Raw genomic sequence first — 14,396 nt, forward strand, 5'->3', positions numbered from 1 at the left:
AGTGACGAGTCGAACGGCAGGGAGGGCGCTCACATGGGAACGCAGGAGTCGAACGAAGAAACGAGCGGGACCGGACGGCGGGCCCTGCTCGGCGCGGCGGTGCTCACCGCCGGTGGAGCGGTCCTCGGCATGACCGGCACCGCGCGAGCGGACGGCTCCCGGCACGGCGGCGGACGCGGCGGACTGGGGAGCCTGCCCAAGCCGACGATCGTCGGCCACCGCGGAGCCAGCGGCTACCGCCCGGAGCACACGCTGGGCTCGTACCAGCTGGCCCTCGACCTGGGCGCCGACATCGTCGAGGCGGGCGACCTGGTGCCGACGAAGGACGGGCACCTGGTCTGCCGGCACGAGCCGGAGATCGGCGGCACCACCGATGTCGCCGACCACCCCGAGTTCGCCGGCCGCAAGAAGACCAAGCTCCTCGACGGTGTCTCCACCACCGGCTGGTTCACCGAGGACTTCACGCTCGCCGAGCTGAAGACGCTGCGCGCGATCGAGCGCATCCCGGCCAACCGCCCGCACAACACCCTCTACAACGGCCGCTGGGAGATCCCCACCTTCGAAGAAGTCCTGAAGTGGCAGGACGAGCAGACCCGCAAGCGCGGCAAGCAGGTCTGGATCTACCCCGAGATCAAGCACCCCACCTACTTCCGCAAGCAGGGCCTGCCGCTGGAGGAGCGGGTCGCCAAGGTGCTGCGCAAGTACCGCAAGGACCGGCGGACCTCCCCGGTCGTCATCCAGTCCTTCGAGCCGACCAGCATCGAGCGCCTCAACAAGCTCGTCGACAACCCCCTGGTCGTCCTGCTGTCGTCGGCGGACACCCGCCCCTGGGACTTCGTCGAGACGGGCGACCCGCGCACCGTCGCCGACCTGGTCAAGCCGGCCGGCCTCCGGGAGATCGCCTCCTACGCGCAGGGCATCGGCCCGACCCTCGACCTGGTCATCCCGCGCGACGCCAAGGGCAATCTCACGCAGCCGACGACGCTCGTCGCGGACGCGCACAAGGTGGGGCTGATCCTGCACCCGTGGACCCTGCGCAACGAGAACCCCTTCCTGCCCGCGAACTTCCGCAAGGGCACGGAAGCGGACGCCTACGGTGATGTCTTCGGCGCGTACAAGGCGTACTTCGCGACCGGCATCGACGGCGTCTTCACCGACCAGCCCGACACAGGCGTGCTGGCCCGCGAGGACTTCGTCAACAGCTGAGCTCACACCACCCGGTCGAGTGAGCTTCGGCCGCCCGGGCAACCCGCCGCCCGGGCGGCCGCGTCGCTCCGCATATGACGCCCGACCTGGTCACCGCCCTGAGCCCGCTGCTCACCGCCGAGGCCTCCGCGGAGGCATATGCCGCCGGAACCGAGCCGAGCGACCTGGAGCAGGCGGTCTGGCTCCGCCTGCTGGAGCGCCTCGACGCCGACGACCCGCCGCTCGACCCCCAGGGGTGGCTCCGCCGCGCCGTCCGCTCGGAGGCCCGCCGCACCCGCCGTACGAGCCGCCTCGAACGGCCGTACGTCGGCGAACCCGTCGACGACAGTGACCGCGACCCCGAGCAGCTCGCCCTCACCGCCGCCCGCGGCCGTGCCCTGCGCGCGGCCGTACGCCGCCTCCCGGGCCGCTGCCCCCGGCTGATCGAGGCGCTGCTCTCCCCACAGGACCTGACATACCGGGAAATCGCAGGGGAGTTGGGTATGTCACAGGGGAGTCTTGGCCCGGAACGTTCCAGATGCCTGGGATGTCTGCGCAGATTGCTCGCGCCGGAGGTTGCGGCCCACTGAGGACGGGGATAGGAGTGGGGGACGACAGGTGATCAGATGAGCGGGAGGCGTGCGCACATGGGCATGAGCGTGACCATCTCTGCGGCGACCGAGCAGGACGCGGAGCAGATCTTCAGGCTGCAGTACCTGTGCTTCCAGCGGGAGGCGGCGCTGTACGGGAACTACCGCATCGACCCGCTCGTCCAAACCCTCGACTCGGTCCGCGAGGAGGTCACCCGGGACTGCGTCTTCGTGGCCCGGCTCGGCGACGAGGTCGTCGGCTCGGTCCGCGGCTCGGTCACCGAGGACGGCGCCGCCGCGATCGGGAAGCTCTGCGTCCACCCGCGCCTCCAGGGCCACGGCATCGGAGCCCGCCTCCTCCGAGCGGCCGAATCGGCCCTCGCCGGCCAGCACGGCGCCAAGCGCTTCCGCCTCCACACCGGCCACCGCAACGAGGGCAACCTCCGCCTCTACCGCAAGGTGGGCTACGAAACGGTGGGCACGTCCCAGGGCGCGGACGGCATCCCCATGATCGTCCTGGAGAAGCCGGCCGGCGCCTACGCGGCGACGGCTTGATGCCGGCCTTTTAGGGGCGCGGGGAACTGCGCGACAAGCCACATCCGGCCCGCGGCCGCCTGCTCACCTCAGGCGGCATCCCCATCCCGCGAACGCGAAGCCCGAAGCCAGTAAATGGCGGACAGCGGCAACAACACCGGGATGAACAGATACCCCATCCCGAAGTCCGACCACACAGTCGCGTCAGGAAACGCGGACGGTTCGACCAACGTCCAGGTCCCCACCGTCAGCACACCCACCAACTCCGCGACACAACACACCAGCGCCGCCCGCCGCGCAGTCTCCCCACCCCGCACCAACGAGTACGTGATGAACCCGTACACCAGCCCCGCCACCGCCGACAGCGAGTACGCCAGCGGCGCCCGGTCGAACTCCGTAGCGATCTGATACGCCGACCGCGACACCGCCCCGACGACCATCACGCCGTACAGCCAGACCAGCAGCGTGCCCGGCCCACTGATCAGCCGCTGCCGAGTCACCTCAGCCTCCCCAGATGTCATAGAGCCGCACCTCCAGCACCGCCAGCACCACACCGCCGGCGGCAACGGTCACCGAGCCCCACCGCGTGCGCTCGGCCAGTGACATGAACCCCGCCGCCGGGACGCACGCGAACGCCCCCAGCAGATACGCCACGAAGATCGTCGTGCCCTGCTCCGGCTTCTCGCCCTGCGCCAGCAGCACGATCCCCACCACCAGCTGCACCAGCGACAGCAGGGTGACCACGGCCATCCCGATGAAGTGCCAGTCCTTCGTCGGCTGGTCACGGTAGGCCGCGAGGCCGCACCAGGCGGCGAGCAGCAGCGCGGCGACGCCGGTCACCAGCGTCAGAGCAGCAAGCATGCTGCGACCTTATTACGGCCGAAAAGGCCCGATGCTTCCGGCCCTGGCCCGCACCGTAGGGTCGGGGGCATGAAGATCCACGCGCAAGCCCTGCTGTTCGACAACGACGGAACCCTGGTCTCCTCCCTCGACTCGGTGGACCGCTGCTGGACGCGGTGGGCCGTGGAGTACGGGATCACGGCCGAGGACTTCGCACGCGTCGAACTGCACGGCCGGCCGGCCGTCGAGATAGCCGCCGACCTGCTGCCCGCCGCGATCGTGCCGCAGGCCCTCGCGCGGATCGAGGACCTGGAGGTGGAGGACGTGCCCCACGGCGGTGTGCACCTCCTGCCCGGGACGCGCGCGTTCCTCGACTCCCTGCCCGCCGAGCGCTGGGCCGTCGTCACCTCCGCCACCCGGCGGCTGGCCGAGGCGCGGCTCGACGCCGTCGGCATCCTCCCCAAGACGCTCGTCGCCGCCGACGACATCACCCGCGGCAAGCCCGACCCCGAGCCGTACCTGCTCGCCGCCCGCACCCTCGGCGTCGACCCGGCCCGGTGCGTCGTCTTCGAGGACGCCCCCGCGGGTCTCACGGCCGGCCGGGCCGCCGGTATGACCACCGTGGCGTTGACCACAACCCACCAGGCCCACGAACTCGAGGCCGACCTGATCGTCGAGAACCTGTCGGCCCTGTCCGCACTGGTCACCGAGCAGGGGGTGGAAATCTCCCTCCGCGGCTGACGCCTGCCGGCCCCTGTTCACCGCTGTCCAGCATGCGGACAGCGGCGTGACTGTCAGGACCGTACGCGTGTTTTACTGGCGACCATGACCACGACGAGCGACCGCATCCCCGCGACCGAGGCGACCATGACGCCCGGTGCTCGTTGTATGTGTCGAATGTGCGCCTTCTAGAGGGCCCCCGCACCACCCCCTGAGCTCGCGCCCCGAAGCGAGACAGCGGCAGGTCCGCACGCCCTGAGCGGTGCGAGACGCCAAGCCGCCCCGCGCGCATGTTCTCCCCGGTTCCCCGCCCCAGCGAGAACCGTGTCGCGTCCCTGAACGAACGCATCTGTGCCCGGGCACACCCACGCCCGCGCACTCGACAGTGACGGAAACCCACGTGATCACCACAACGGACCTGACCAAGGTCTACCGTTCGCGCGGCCGCGAGGTCACCGCCCTGGACGGCGTCGACCTGCACGTCCGCGAGGGCGAGGTGTTCGGCGTCATCGGCCAGTCCGGCGCCGGCAAGTCCTCGCTCATCCGCTGCGTCAACCTGCTGGAACGCCCCACCTCCGGCACCGTGACCGTCGCCGGACAGGACCTCACCGCCCTGGCCGGCCGCGGCCCGCGCGCCGGAAAGGAACTGCGCGAGGCACGCAGCCGGATCGGCATGGTCTTCCAGCACTTCAACCTGCTGTCCTCCCGGACCGTCCAGGACAACGTCGAGCTGCCGTTGGAGATCCTCGGCAAGTCCGGCAAGGAACGCTCCCGCAAGGCGCTGGAACTGCTCGACCTGGTCGGCCTCGCCGACAAGGCGGGCGCCTACCCCGCGCAGCTCTCCGGCGGCCAGAAGCAGCGCGTCGGCATCGCCCGCGCCCTGGCCGTCGACCCCAAGGTGCTGCTGTCCGACGAGGCCACCAGCGCCCTCGACCCGGAGACCACCCGCTCCATCCTGGCGCTGCTGCGCGACCTGAACCGGCAGCTCGGCCTGACCGTCCTGCTCATCACACACGAGATGGACGTCGTGAAGTCGGTCTGCGACTCCGCCGCGCTCATGGAGAACGGCCGCGTCGTCGAGTCGGGCACGGTCAGCGAACTGCTCGCGACCCCCGGCTCCGAGCTGGCCTCCGCGCTGTTCCCGCTCGGCGGCGAAGCCTCCGGCGACGACCGCACCGTCGTCGACGTCACCTTCCAGGGCGAGAGCGCGACCCAGCCGGTCATCTCGCAGCTCGCCCGCACCTACAACATCGACATATCGATCCTCGGCGCGGCCATCGACACCGTCGGCGGCCTCCAGGTCGGCCGGATGCGCATCGAACTGCCCGGCCGCTACGAGGACAACGTCGTACCGATCGGGTTCCTGCGCGAACAGGGCCTGCAGATCGACGTCCTGGGCCATGAGGCCGAACTGGTGAAGGAGGGTGTCAAGTGACCTGGTCCGAGATGCAGCCACTGCTGGAACAGGCGTGTTGGGACACGCTCTACATGGTCGGCTGGTCCACACTCATCGCCGTCATCGGCGGACTTCCGCTCGGGATCCTGCTGGTCCTGACCGACCGCGGCGGCCTGCTCCAGAACCTCGCCGCCAACAAGGTCATCGGGCAGATCGTGAACATCGCCCGCTCCCTGCCGTTCATCATCCTGATGGTGGCGCTGATGGGCTTCACCCGCTCCATCACCGGGACGACCATCGGCGTCGAGGCCGCCATCGTGCCGCTCGCCGTCGGAGCCATCCCGTTCTTCGCGCGCCTGGTCGAGACGGCCGTCCGCGAAGTGGACCACGGGCTCGTCGAGGCCGTGCAGGCCATGGGCGGCAACACCTGGACCATCGTCCGCAAGGTGCTCGTCCCCGAGTCCCTGCCGTCGCTGATCTCCAGCACCACCACCACGATCGTCGCCCTCATCGGCTACTCGGCCATGGCGGGCACGGTCGGCGCCGGCGGCCTCGGCGACATCGCCATCCGCTACGGCTACCAGCGCTTCGAGACCCAGCTGATGTGGATCACCGTCGCGATCCTCGCCGTCGTCATCTCGCTCATCCAGTTCGCCGGCGACTACGCGGCCCGCTCCCTGCACCGCCGCGGCGCCCACTCCGGCCCCGCGCCGAAACTGCGGCTGCTCAAGGCCGCTTCCTGAAAGCTCCCCGTCCACCCACGACGGGGCCGCACCACTCGCAAGGCCATAAGGAAAGGCACTTTTCGTGCGTAGCACCGCCAAGATCACCACCGCCGTACTCGCCGCCGGAGCCCTCACCCTCGGGCTCAGCGCCTGCGGCGCGGGCGACTCCGGCTCCGACGGACCCCTGATCGTCGCCGCCAGCCCCACTCCGCACGCCGAGATCCTCAACTACGTCAAGGACAACCTGGCGAAGAAGGAGGGCCTCGACCTGGAGGTCAAGGAGTTCACCGACTACGTCACGCCGAACACGGCGACGCAGGACGGCTCCGTGGGCGCCAACTACTTCCAGAACCAGCCGTACCTCGACGACTTCAACAAGAAGAACGGCACCGACATCGTGCCCGTCGTCACGGTCCACCTGGAGCCGCTCGGCCTCTACTCCCACAAGGTCAAGAAGGCCGACGCCCTGAAGAGCGGTGCGACGGTCGCCATCCCCAACGACACCGTCAACGAGGCCCGCGCCCTCAAGCTCCTCGCCGCGAACAAGCTCATCACGCTCAAGGACGGCGTCGGCAACGAGGCGACCCCCTCCGACATCGCGGAGAACCCCAAGAAGCTCAAGTTCAAGGAGCTGGAGGCGGCTCAGACCCCGCGCTCCCTCGACGACGTGGACGCCGCCGTCGTCAACGGCAACTACGCCCTCTCGTCCGACCTCAAGCCGGCGAAGGACGCCCTCGTCCTGGAGTCCCCGAAGGACAACCCGTACGGCAACTTCCTCGCCGTGAAGAAGGGCGAGGAGAAGGACCCGCGGGTGAAGAAGCTCGCGAAGCTTCTCACCTCGCCCGAGGTGAAGAAGTTCATTCAGGACAAGTACGACGGCGCCGTGCTCGCCTCCTTCTGAGGCCCGCCCGGCACCCGCGCCGCACGGGGTCCTCCCTCACCGGGTGGGGGAGGGCCCCGTGGTGCGGATCAGTGCTTTCATGCTGCATGCTGGGCAGTTGAGCAGGCCCTGAAGGTTCACCGAAGGTTACGGAGCGGCGCATGACGAGCACCTTTCCCAACGTCTCCATCAGCACGGAGCGGTTGGTGCTGCGTCCTCTTGACGAAGACGACATCGCCGCCCTGGCGGCGATGATGAACGACGAACAGGTGGCGGCCTGGACCTCCGTCCCCCAGCCCTTCACGGAGGAGGGCGCCCGCACCTGGATCACCGACTACGCCCCCGCCGAGCGCACCGAGGGCCGCGGCCTCGACTTCGCGGTCACCGAGTTCCTCACCCAGCGCCTGGTCGGCGTCATCCAGCTCGGCAAGACCAACTGGCGCGTACGCTCCACCGAGCTGTCGTACATCATCGCCCCCTGGGCCAGGGGCGAGGGCTACGCCTCCGAGGCCGCCCTCGTCACCGCCCGGTGGCTCTTCTCGGACCAGAAGTTCGAGCGCATCGAACTGCGCACGGCGGCCGACAACACCGCCTCCCAGCAGGTCGCCCAGAAGATCGGCTGTATCAGCGAGGGCGTGCTGCGCAACGCCTGTATAGCCCGCAGCCGTGCCGAGGACGGCACGTGGAGCGACGTACGCACCGACTTCATCGTCTGGAGCCTGCTCCCCGAGGATCTGGAGGGCGTCGGCGGCCGGCTCCCCGACGGCTTCACGTCCTTCGGCGACTGGAACTGACCGGAACGGCCACCGTGCGCGAGCGCACCGCCGTCCCCTCCGCCGGCTCCACCGGGTACTCTCACCAAGCCCGCCCACGGGCCGCCCGCGACACGACACGCAGACGACCCGCGACATCCTCTGGAGACTGACGACGATGGCCGACCGGGTCACGGTGATCGGCTGGGACGGTTCGCCGCTGACCGACGCGGCACGCGCCGCCCTGGGAGCCGCCACGCTCGTGGCGGGTGCCGCCCACCACCTGGCGCTCCCCGAGGTCCCCGCCCGCGCCGAGCGCATCCGCCTCGGCAGTGTCGCCCTCGCCGCCCGCCGCATCGCCGGCCACCGCGGCACGGCCGTCGTGCTCGCCGACGGCGACCCCGGCTACTTCGGCGTCGTGAAGACCCTGCGGGCGCCCGAGTTCGGCCTCGAGGTGGAGGTCGTCCCCGCCGTCTCCTCCGTCGCGGCCGCCTTCGCCCGGGCCGGCATGCCCTGGGACGACGCACAGGTGGTCGTCGCACACCGCCGCACCCTGCGCCGCGCGGTGAATGTATGCCGAGCCCACACCAAGGTGGCCGTCCTCACCTCACCCGGCGCCGGCCCGGCCGAACTCGGCCTGCTCCTCGAAGGAGTCCACCGCTCCTTCGTCATCTGCGAGGAACTCGGCACCGAACGCGAGCGCGTCACGATCGTCAGCTCCGACAAGGCCGCCGACCACACCTGGCGCGACCCCAATGTCGTCATCGTCCTCGGCGGCCCGGCCGGACCCGGCACCTCGGGGGAGACCGGCGGCTGGATCGCCGGGCGCGACCCGTCCGCCGGTCCCCGCGGCTGGTCCCTGCCCTCCGAGGCCTACGGCGCCCGCCTCGACGAGGGCGAGACCCAGCCGCTGCGCGCCTCCCAACTCGCCCGCCTCGGACCGCGCGTGGGCGACCTCGTGTGGGACATCGGCTGCGGCAGCGGCGCCTTCGCCATCGAGGCCGCGCGCGCCGGCGCCGCCGTCATCGCCGTCGACAGCGACCGGGCCGCCTGCGCCCGCACCGACGCCGCCGCCCGCCGCCTCGGCGTCCAGCTCCAGATCGTGCACGGCACCGCCCCGCACATCCTGGAGAACCTCCCCGAACCGGACGTCGTCCGCGTCGGCGGCGGGGGAGCGGCCGTCGTCTCCGCGGTCGTCGACCGCCGCCCGCAGCGCATCGTCACCCACGCCGGCACCCGCGACACCGCCGAACTCATCGGCCGCGACCTGACGGAGCACGGCTACGGCGTCGAGTGCGCCCTGCTGCAGTCCGTCGAACTCGACACCCGGGCCTGGACGGAGAAAGAACGGAGCGTCGCGTTCCTGCTCAGCGGCGTGCTGCCGAGGCGCAGCGCCTGATCCCGCCGCCGTCCCCGTGATCGGGTTGTCGTACTGCGCGCGGTAGGCTGGCCGATCGTTGCACCGCACCCGGACGCCCGGCACTTCGTCGGCCAATGTCCGGAAAACCCGCCCGTTTTGGGGTGTGTGTGGTACGGCAGAACCGAGGGACGCGCAACGTGGCGCAGTCCACAGCGGAACCGTCGCGGATCAAGCTGCCGCGAGGGTGGTACGGCCGCGACAATGCCAGTGAATGGCTTTGTCGCCTTTTTGGGGCGGGCCGCTCGTGCCGCTGGGGACGCACGCTCGTTCTTCACTGCGGGGCGGTCGGTGCGCCGTTCCGGGCGAGCTGGTCGTAGGAGCACTAACCGATTGGGCGAGGGGTACGCATGACCGACACCGGCCAGGTCCCGGGCGAGGGACTGCCGGAGAACGCAGGCATGGTGGAGCAGCCGGGCGTCCCCGCGCACGGTTCGTACACCTACCTCTCCGAGCCCGAGACCACCGCGGAGGACGACGACCTGCTGCTGTTGCCGGGCGCCCAGGGCGCCTGGGGCAACGAGGTCGCCCCGCCCATGCCGGAGCCGGTCGCCGAGACCGTGCACGAGCCGGGTCCGCACGAGATCTCCGGCCGCGACAGCGGCTCGGTCGACCTCGGCGGCGTCCGGCTGCCCGACCCTCCGCCGATCCCGCCCGTCACTCCGCGACGCCCGCTGCACCTCGGCCCGCCGCTGCCGGACAGCTCCGCCAGCCCGGTCCGCTCCCTCGCCGACCGCGGCCCGGCCGACGCGCCGCTGCGACAGCCCGTGGCGGCCGCGGGCCCCGAGTACCTCGACGCCCCGCGCGCGCCGGAGATGCCGTCGCCCCCGGCCGCGCCCTGGGACGCGCAGGTCACCCACCAGGCCCAGGTGGCCGTCGGGGTGGCCCCTGCGGAAACGGTTGTTCCGGAAACGCAGCCGGTGGCCGAGGTCGAGGAGCCTGTGCAGGTGGCTGAGGCCGTTTCCGCGCCTGAGCCGGTTCCGGCGGAGGTGCCGGTGCCTGCGGCTGCTTCTCCCGAGGCTCCCGAGCCGGTTGCCGTAGGCGACTCCGCCGGCTCTGACTCCGCCGACGCCGGCGATCAGGTTCCGGCGGCTGTCGAGGAGCAGGACGTGGTCCCCGCTCCCGTCGCCGAGTCCCTCCCGGTCGCCGAGGCCGCACCGGCCCCTGAAGCGGTCCCGTTCCCGGAGGCCGCGACCGCGCCCGAGGCTCCCGCCGAGATGCCCGAGGCAACTCCCGCCGTGGCGCCGGAGGCAGTCGCTCCCGAGCCGGTCGCTCCGGAGGCCGTAGCGGAGGCGCCGGCAGAGGTCGTCGGCCCCGAGGCCATCGCACCGGTTCCGGACGCGAGCGCCCCCGAAGCCGTAGTGCCGGAGCCGGACCCGAGCGCCCCCGAGGCCGTAGCGCCGGAGCCGGACGCCCCCGGCGTCGAGGCCCCCGCGCCGGTCGCCGAGCCGCTCGCCCCGCAGGCCGCCCCCGCTCCTGCCCCCGAGGCGACGGCTCCACAGCCCGCCCCTGAGGCGCCGGCTCCGGTGGCCCCTGCCCCGGCGGCCGCCGACGCACCGGAGGCGCCAGTCGCACCGGAGGCACCAGCCGCACCGGTTCAGCCCGCCCCGATGCCTGCCCAGGTCACCGAGACACCCGTGCCCGACGCGCCCGCCGAGGCACCCGCACCGCCCCAGGCCCCCGAGGTAACGGAGCCCGCCCCCGTGGCAGAGGAAGTCGCTCCCGAGCCCGCCCCCGTGGCACAGGAAATCGCACCCGAGCCCACCGCCGCGGCCGAGGAGGTCGCTCCCGACCTGGCCCCCGCGGCCGAGGAAGCCACTCCCGACCCCGCTCCCGAGCCGGTGACCCCCGCTCCCGAGACCATGGACGTCCCCCCGGCCCCCGCCGAGGACGTCACCGTCGTACTCCCCGAGCCGATCGCGGAAGAGAAGGCGGACGAGCAGACGGACGAGCAGAGCATGCAGCCGGTCCAGGGCCCCCAGCAGTCCCAGCCGCCCGCCGCCCCCCGGCCGGTACAGCCCGAGGAGCCGGAGTCCCCGGCCCCCGCGGCCACCGTCCCCGCACCCCGCGACGGCGACGCCGAACTCGTGCAGAACGCGGACGACCTGGACACCCGGGCCGCCGAGCAGGAAGACTTGGCTGACCAGGTACGCCACGACGAAGAGAGCACGGCCGCAGTGGCAGAGGCACCACAGCCCACCGGCCCCGCCGCCCCCGGCTTCGACCCCGCCGAGCGCGAGGCCGTACTGAAGGTCATGCGCGAACGCCGCGACATCCGCAACGGCTTCCGCAGCGACCCGATCCCGCACGAGGTGCTGCTCCGCGTCCTGGAGGCCGCCCACCACGCGCCCTCCGTGGGCCACTCGCAGCCCTGGGACTTCGTCGTCATCCGCTCCGCCGACACCCGGCGCGCGATGCACGAACTGGCCATGCGCCAGCGTGAGGCGTACGCGAAGTCCCTCCCCAAGGGCCGGGCGAAGCAGTTCAAGGAACTGAAGATCGAGGCCATCCTCGACACCCCGGTGAACATCGTGGTCACCGCCGACCCGACCCGCGGCGGCCGCCACACCCTCGGCCGTCACACCCAGCCCCAGATGGCGCCGTACTCGGCGGCCCTGGCCGTGGAGAACCTCTGGCTCGCCGCCCGCGCCGAAGGCCTCGGCGTCGGCTGGGTCAGCTTCTTCGACGAGCGCGAGATGGTCCGCGCCCTCGGCCTGCCCGAGCACCTCGAAGTCATCGCCTACCTGTGCGTCGGTTACGTCGACGAGTTCCCTGACGAGCCCGAGCTGCTGCAGGCGGGCTGGTCCAAGCGCCGCCCGCTGTCCTGGGTCGTGCACGAGGAGACGTACGGCCGCCGCGCACTGCCCGGAGAGGAACCGCACGACCTGCTCGCCGAGACCGTGGCGCAGATCCGCCCGCTGGACGCCAAGGCGCTCGGCGAGGCGTGGGAGCGCCAGAAGCGTATGACCAAGCCGGCCGGTGCGCTGGGGATGCTGGAGATCATCTCCGCGCAGCTGTCCGGGCTGTCCCGCCAGTGCCCGCCGCCCATCCCGGAGCCCGCGGCCGTCGCGATCTTCGCTGGCGACCACGGTGTGCACGCGCAGGGGGTGACCCCCTGGCCGCAGGAGGTCACGGCCCAGATGGTGGCCAACTTCCTCGGCGGCGGCGCCGTCTGCAACGCCTTCGCCACCCAGGTGGGCGCCGAGGTCTGCATCGTCGACGTGGGCGTCGCCGCCGACCTCCCGGCCACCCCGGGTCTGCTGCCCCGCAAGGTCCGGGCCGGTACGTCCGACCTGACCACCGGCCCCGCGATGACCCGCGAGGAGGCCAAGCAGGCCATCGAGGTCGGCATCGAGACCGCCCGCGACCTGGTCGCCGCCGGCAACAAGGCCCTGCTCACCGGTGAGATGGGCATCGCCAACACGACCGCGTCCGCCGCCCTGATCTCCGTCTTCACGGGTGCGGACCCGGCCGAGGTCACCGGCCGGGGCACCGGCATCAACGACGAGACCCTCGCCCGCAAGACGGAGGTCGTCCGCCGCGCGCTGGAACTCCACCAGCCGGACCCGGCCGACCCGATCGGCGTGCTCGCCGCGATCGGCGGCTTCGAGCACGCCGCCATCGTCGGCCTCCTCCTCGGCGGCGCCTCCCTGCGGACGCCGGTGATCCTGGACGGCGTCAGCGCCGGCGCCGCCGCCCTGGTGGCCCGCGCCATCGCCCCCGAGGTCCTGGCCGCCTGCATCGCCGGTCACCGCAGCGCCGAGCCGGGCCATGTCGCGGCCCTCAACAAGCTGGGCCTGCGCCCCCTGGTCGACCTCGACCTCCGCCTCGGCGAGGGCACGGGCGCCCTCCTGGCCCTGCCGCTGGTGCAGAGCACGGCCCGGGCGATGCACGAGGTGGCGACGTTCGACTCGGCGGGCGTCACCGAGAAGTAGGTGCCGAGGGACGGCTCCGGTGCCCAGCCACTGGACCACCGGAGCCGTCCCGACTCCTGCCCATTAAAATTCGCACGTCAGGGCTACCGCACCGCCGTCAACAGGAGCCGCACCCCCATGGCCGAACACCCCGCCTACCCCGTAGGCCTCCGCCTCACCGGCCGCCGCGTGGTCGTTCTCGGCGGCGGCCAGGTCGCCCAGCGCCGCCTCCCGGCACTGATCGCGGCAGGTGCGGACATCCTCCTCGTGTCCCCCAGCGCCACCCCCTCCGTCGAAGCCATGGCGGACGCCGGCGAGATCACCTGGCAGCGGCGCCGCTACGAGGACGGCGACCTGGAGAACGCCTGGTACGCGCTGATCGCCACCGGTGACACGGAAGCGAACACCCGGGCCTCCGCCGAAGCCGAGAGCCGCCGTGTCTGGTGCGTCCGCTCCGACGACGCCGACGAGGCGACGGCCTGGACCCCGGCCACCGGCCACAGCGAGGGAGTCACGGTCGCCGTCCTCACCACGGACGCCAAGGGCCGCGACCCCCGCCACACCGCCGCCATCCGCGACGCGGTCGTGGAGGGCCTGCGCGACGGTACGCTCGTCGCCCCGCACCACCGCACCCGCACCCCCGGAGTCGCCCTGGTCGGCGGCGGACCCGGCGACCCGGACCTGATCACGGTCCGCGGCCGCCGACTGCTCGCCGAGGCGGACGTCGTCATCGCGGACCGCCTCGGCCCGCGCGACCTCCTCGCCGAACTCCCGCCCCACGTCGAGGTGATCGACGCGGCGAAGATCCCCTACGGTCGCTTCATGGCCCAGGAGGCCATCAACAGCGCGCTGATCGAGCACGCGAAGCAGGGCAAGTCGGTCGTCCGCCTGAAGGGCGGCGACCCCTACGTCTTCGGCCGCGGCATGGAGGAGCTCCAGGCCCTCGCCGAGGTCGGCATCCCGTGCACGGTCGTCCCCGGCATCTCCAGCTCGATCTCGGTCCCGAGCGCGGCCGGCATCCCGGTCACCCACCGCGGCGTCGCCCATGAGTTCACCGTGGTCAGCGGCCATGTCGCACCCGACGACGAGCGCTCCCTGGTCGACTGGCCGTCCCTGGCCAGGCTCACCGGCACGCTGGTGATCCTCATGGGCGTCGACAAGATCGGAAAGATCGCCGAGACGCTCGTCGCACACGGCAAGCCGGCCGACACCCCCGTCGCCCTCGTCCAGGAGGGCACCACGGCCGCCCAGCGCCGGGTCGACGCGACCCTAGCGACCGTCGCGGAGAGGGTACGGGCCGAGGATGTGAAGCCCCCGGCGGTCATCGTCATCGGCGAGGTCGTGAAGGTCGGCGCCGAGAACCCCGCGCCCCGTGAGTAACCCCGGGTAACGCAACCCGTACCGAGCCGTTGGCACCGCACCCAGGACAAGGCAGTATCACCC

General features: G+C 71.9%; 13 protein-coding genes. 11 read left to right on the top strand and 2 right to left on the bottom strand.

Going from position 1 to position 14,396, the window contains the following annotated elements; genetic code table 11:
- Nucleotides 1-33 precede the first annotated feature (33 nt).
- The 3 genes from KJK29_RS31515 (at nt 34) to KJK29_RS31525 (ending at nt 2,330) form a co-directional block, all read left to right on the top strand.
- Complete coding sequence (locus tag KJK29_RS31515; protein ID WP_215122564.1) at nt 34-1,206, top strand: glycerophosphodiester phosphodiesterase; 1,173 nt, start codon at nt 34-36, stop codon at nt 1,204-1,206.
- 74 nt (nt 1,207-1,280) lie between these two features.
- Complete coding sequence (locus KJK29_RS31520) at nt 1,281-1,775, top strand: RNA polymerase sigma factor (RefSeq protein WP_215122565.1); 495 nt, start codon at nt 1,281-1,283, stop codon at nt 1,773-1,775.
- Nucleotides 1,776-1,832: 57 nt separating this feature from the next.
- The gene (locus tag KJK29_RS31525) at nt 1,833-2,330 is read left to right on the top strand and encodes a GNAT family N-acetyltransferase (protein WP_215124528.1); all 498 of its coding nucleotides are present in this window, start codon (nt 1,833-1,835) and stop codon (nt 2,328-2,330) included.
- Nucleotides 2,331-2,398: 68 nt separating this feature from the next.
- On the opposite strand, the gene KJK29_RS31530 is transcribed toward KJK29_RS31525, so the two are convergent.
- Nucleotides 2,399-2,830: a hypothetical protein gene (locus KJK29_RS31530; protein WP_215122566.1), complete on the bottom strand. Its 432-nt coding sequence runs from the start codon at nt 2,828-2,830 to the stop codon at nt 2,399-2,401.
- The gene (locus KJK29_RS31535; RefSeq protein ID WP_215122567.1) at nt 2,811-3,170 is read right to left on the bottom strand and encodes a hypothetical protein; all 360 of its coding nucleotides are present in this window, start codon (nt 3,168-3,170) and stop codon (nt 2,811-2,813) included. Before KJK29_RS31535 ends, KJK29_RS31530 begins: the two co-directional genes overlap by 20 nt.
- A gap of 69 nt (nt 3,171-3,239) precedes the next feature.
- Between KJK29_RS31535 and KJK29_RS31540 the strand changes: the two genes are divergently transcribed.
- From KJK29_RS31540 to cobA, 8 genes are all read left to right on the top strand, one after another.
- Entirely contained in the window at nt 3,240-3,890 is a 651-nt protein-coding gene (locus KJK29_RS31540) for an HAD family hydrolase (protein WP_215122568.1), read from the top strand.
- Between the two features lie 379 nt (nt 3,891-4,269).
- Complete coding sequence (locus tag KJK29_RS31545; protein ID WP_215122569.1) at nt 4,270-5,304, top strand: methionine ABC transporter ATP-binding protein; 1,035 nt, start codon at nt 4,270-4,272, stop codon at nt 5,302-5,304.
- Nucleotides 5,301-6,008, top strand: coding sequence for a methionine ABC transporter permease (locus KJK29_RS31550; protein WP_215122570.1), 708 nt, complete (start codon nt 5,301-5,303; stop codon nt 6,006-6,008). Before KJK29_RS31545 ends, KJK29_RS31550 begins: the two co-directional genes overlap by 4 nt.
- Before the next feature lie 64 nt (nt 6,009-6,072).
- On the top strand, nt 6,073-6,891 hold the full coding sequence (locus KJK29_RS31555; protein WP_215122571.1) for a MetQ/NlpA family ABC transporter substrate-binding protein: 819 nt from the start codon (nt 6,073-6,075) through the stop codon (nt 6,889-6,891).
- Between the two features lie 140 nt (nt 6,892-7,031).
- Nucleotides 7,032-7,664 (top strand): GNAT family N-acetyltransferase, encoded by a 633-nt coding sequence (locus tag KJK29_RS31560; protein ID WP_215122572.1) that lies wholly within the window; start codon nt 7,032-7,034, stop codon nt 7,662-7,664.
- 136 nt (nt 7,665-7,800) lie between these two features.
- Nucleotides 7,801-9,021 (top strand): precorrin-6y C5,15-methyltransferase (decarboxylating) subunit CbiE, encoded by a 1,221-nt coding sequence (cbiE, locus tag KJK29_RS31565; protein ID WP_215122573.1) that lies wholly within the window; start codon nt 7,801-7,803, stop codon nt 9,019-9,021.
- A gap of 368 nt (nt 9,022-9,389) precedes the next feature.
- Nucleotides 9,390-12,974 carry a nicotinate-nucleotide--dimethylbenzimidazole phosphoribosyltransferase gene (gene cobT / locus KJK29_RS31570; protein WP_215122574.1) on the top strand — a complete coding sequence of 1,195 codons (3,585 nt, stop codon included), beginning with the start codon at nt 9,390-9,392 and terminating at the stop codon, nt 12,972-12,974.
- A gap of 117 nt (nt 12,975-13,091) precedes the next feature.
- On the top strand, nt 13,092-14,333 hold the full coding sequence (gene cobA / locus KJK29_RS31575; protein ID WP_215122575.1) for a uroporphyrinogen-III C-methyltransferase: 1,242 nt from the start codon (nt 13,092-13,094) through the stop codon (nt 14,331-14,333).
- The last annotated feature ends 63 nt before the right edge of the window (nt 14,334-14,396 follow it).

The organism is Streptomyces koelreuteriae, assembly GCF_018604545.1.
Taxonomy (GTDB): domain Bacteria; phylum Actinomycetota; class Actinomycetes; order Streptomycetales; family Streptomycetaceae; genus Streptomyces; species Streptomyces koelreuteriae.

What these genes read in the sequence shown, in the direction of transcription:
- KJK29_RS31515 (WP_215122564.1), top strand. Translation starts at nt 34, where the DNA reads ATGGGAACGCAGGAGTCGAACGAAGAAACGAGCGGGACCGGACGGCGG.
- KJK29_RS31520 (WP_215122565.1), top strand. Translation starts at nt 1,281, where the DNA reads ATGACGCCCGACCTGGTCACCGCCCTGAGCCCGCTGCTCACCGCCGAG.
- KJK29_RS31525 (WP_215124528.1), top strand. Translation starts at nt 1,833, where the DNA reads ATGGGCATGAGCGTGACCATCTCTGCGGCGACCGAGCAGGACGCGGAG.
- KJK29_RS31530 (WP_215122566.1), bottom strand. Translation starts at nt 2,830, where the DNA reads ATGACATCTGGGGAGGCTGAGGTGACTCGGCAGCGGCTGATCAGTGGG.
- KJK29_RS31535 (WP_215122567.1), bottom strand. Translation starts at nt 3,170, where the DNA reads ATGCTTGCTGCTCTGACGCTGGTGACCGGCGTCGCCGCGCTGCTGCTC.
- KJK29_RS31540 (WP_215122568.1), top strand. Translation starts at nt 3,240, where the DNA reads ATGAAGATCCACGCGCAAGCCCTGCTGTTCGACAACGACGGAACCCTG.
- KJK29_RS31560 (WP_215122572.1), top strand. Translation starts at nt 7,032, where the DNA reads ATGACGAGCACCTTTCCCAACGTCTCCATCAGCACGGAGCGGTTGGTG.
- cbiE (WP_215122573.1), top strand. Translation starts at nt 7,801, where the DNA reads ATGGCCGACCGGGTCACGGTGATCGGCTGGGACGGTTCGCCGCTGACC.
- cobT (WP_215122574.1), top strand. Translation starts at nt 9,390, where the DNA reads ATGACCGACACCGGCCAGGTCCCGGGCGAGGGACTGCCGGAGAACGCA.
- cobA (WP_215122575.1), top strand. Translation starts at nt 13,092, where the DNA reads ATGGCCGAACACCCCGCCTACCCCGTAGGCCTCCGCCTCACCGGCCGC.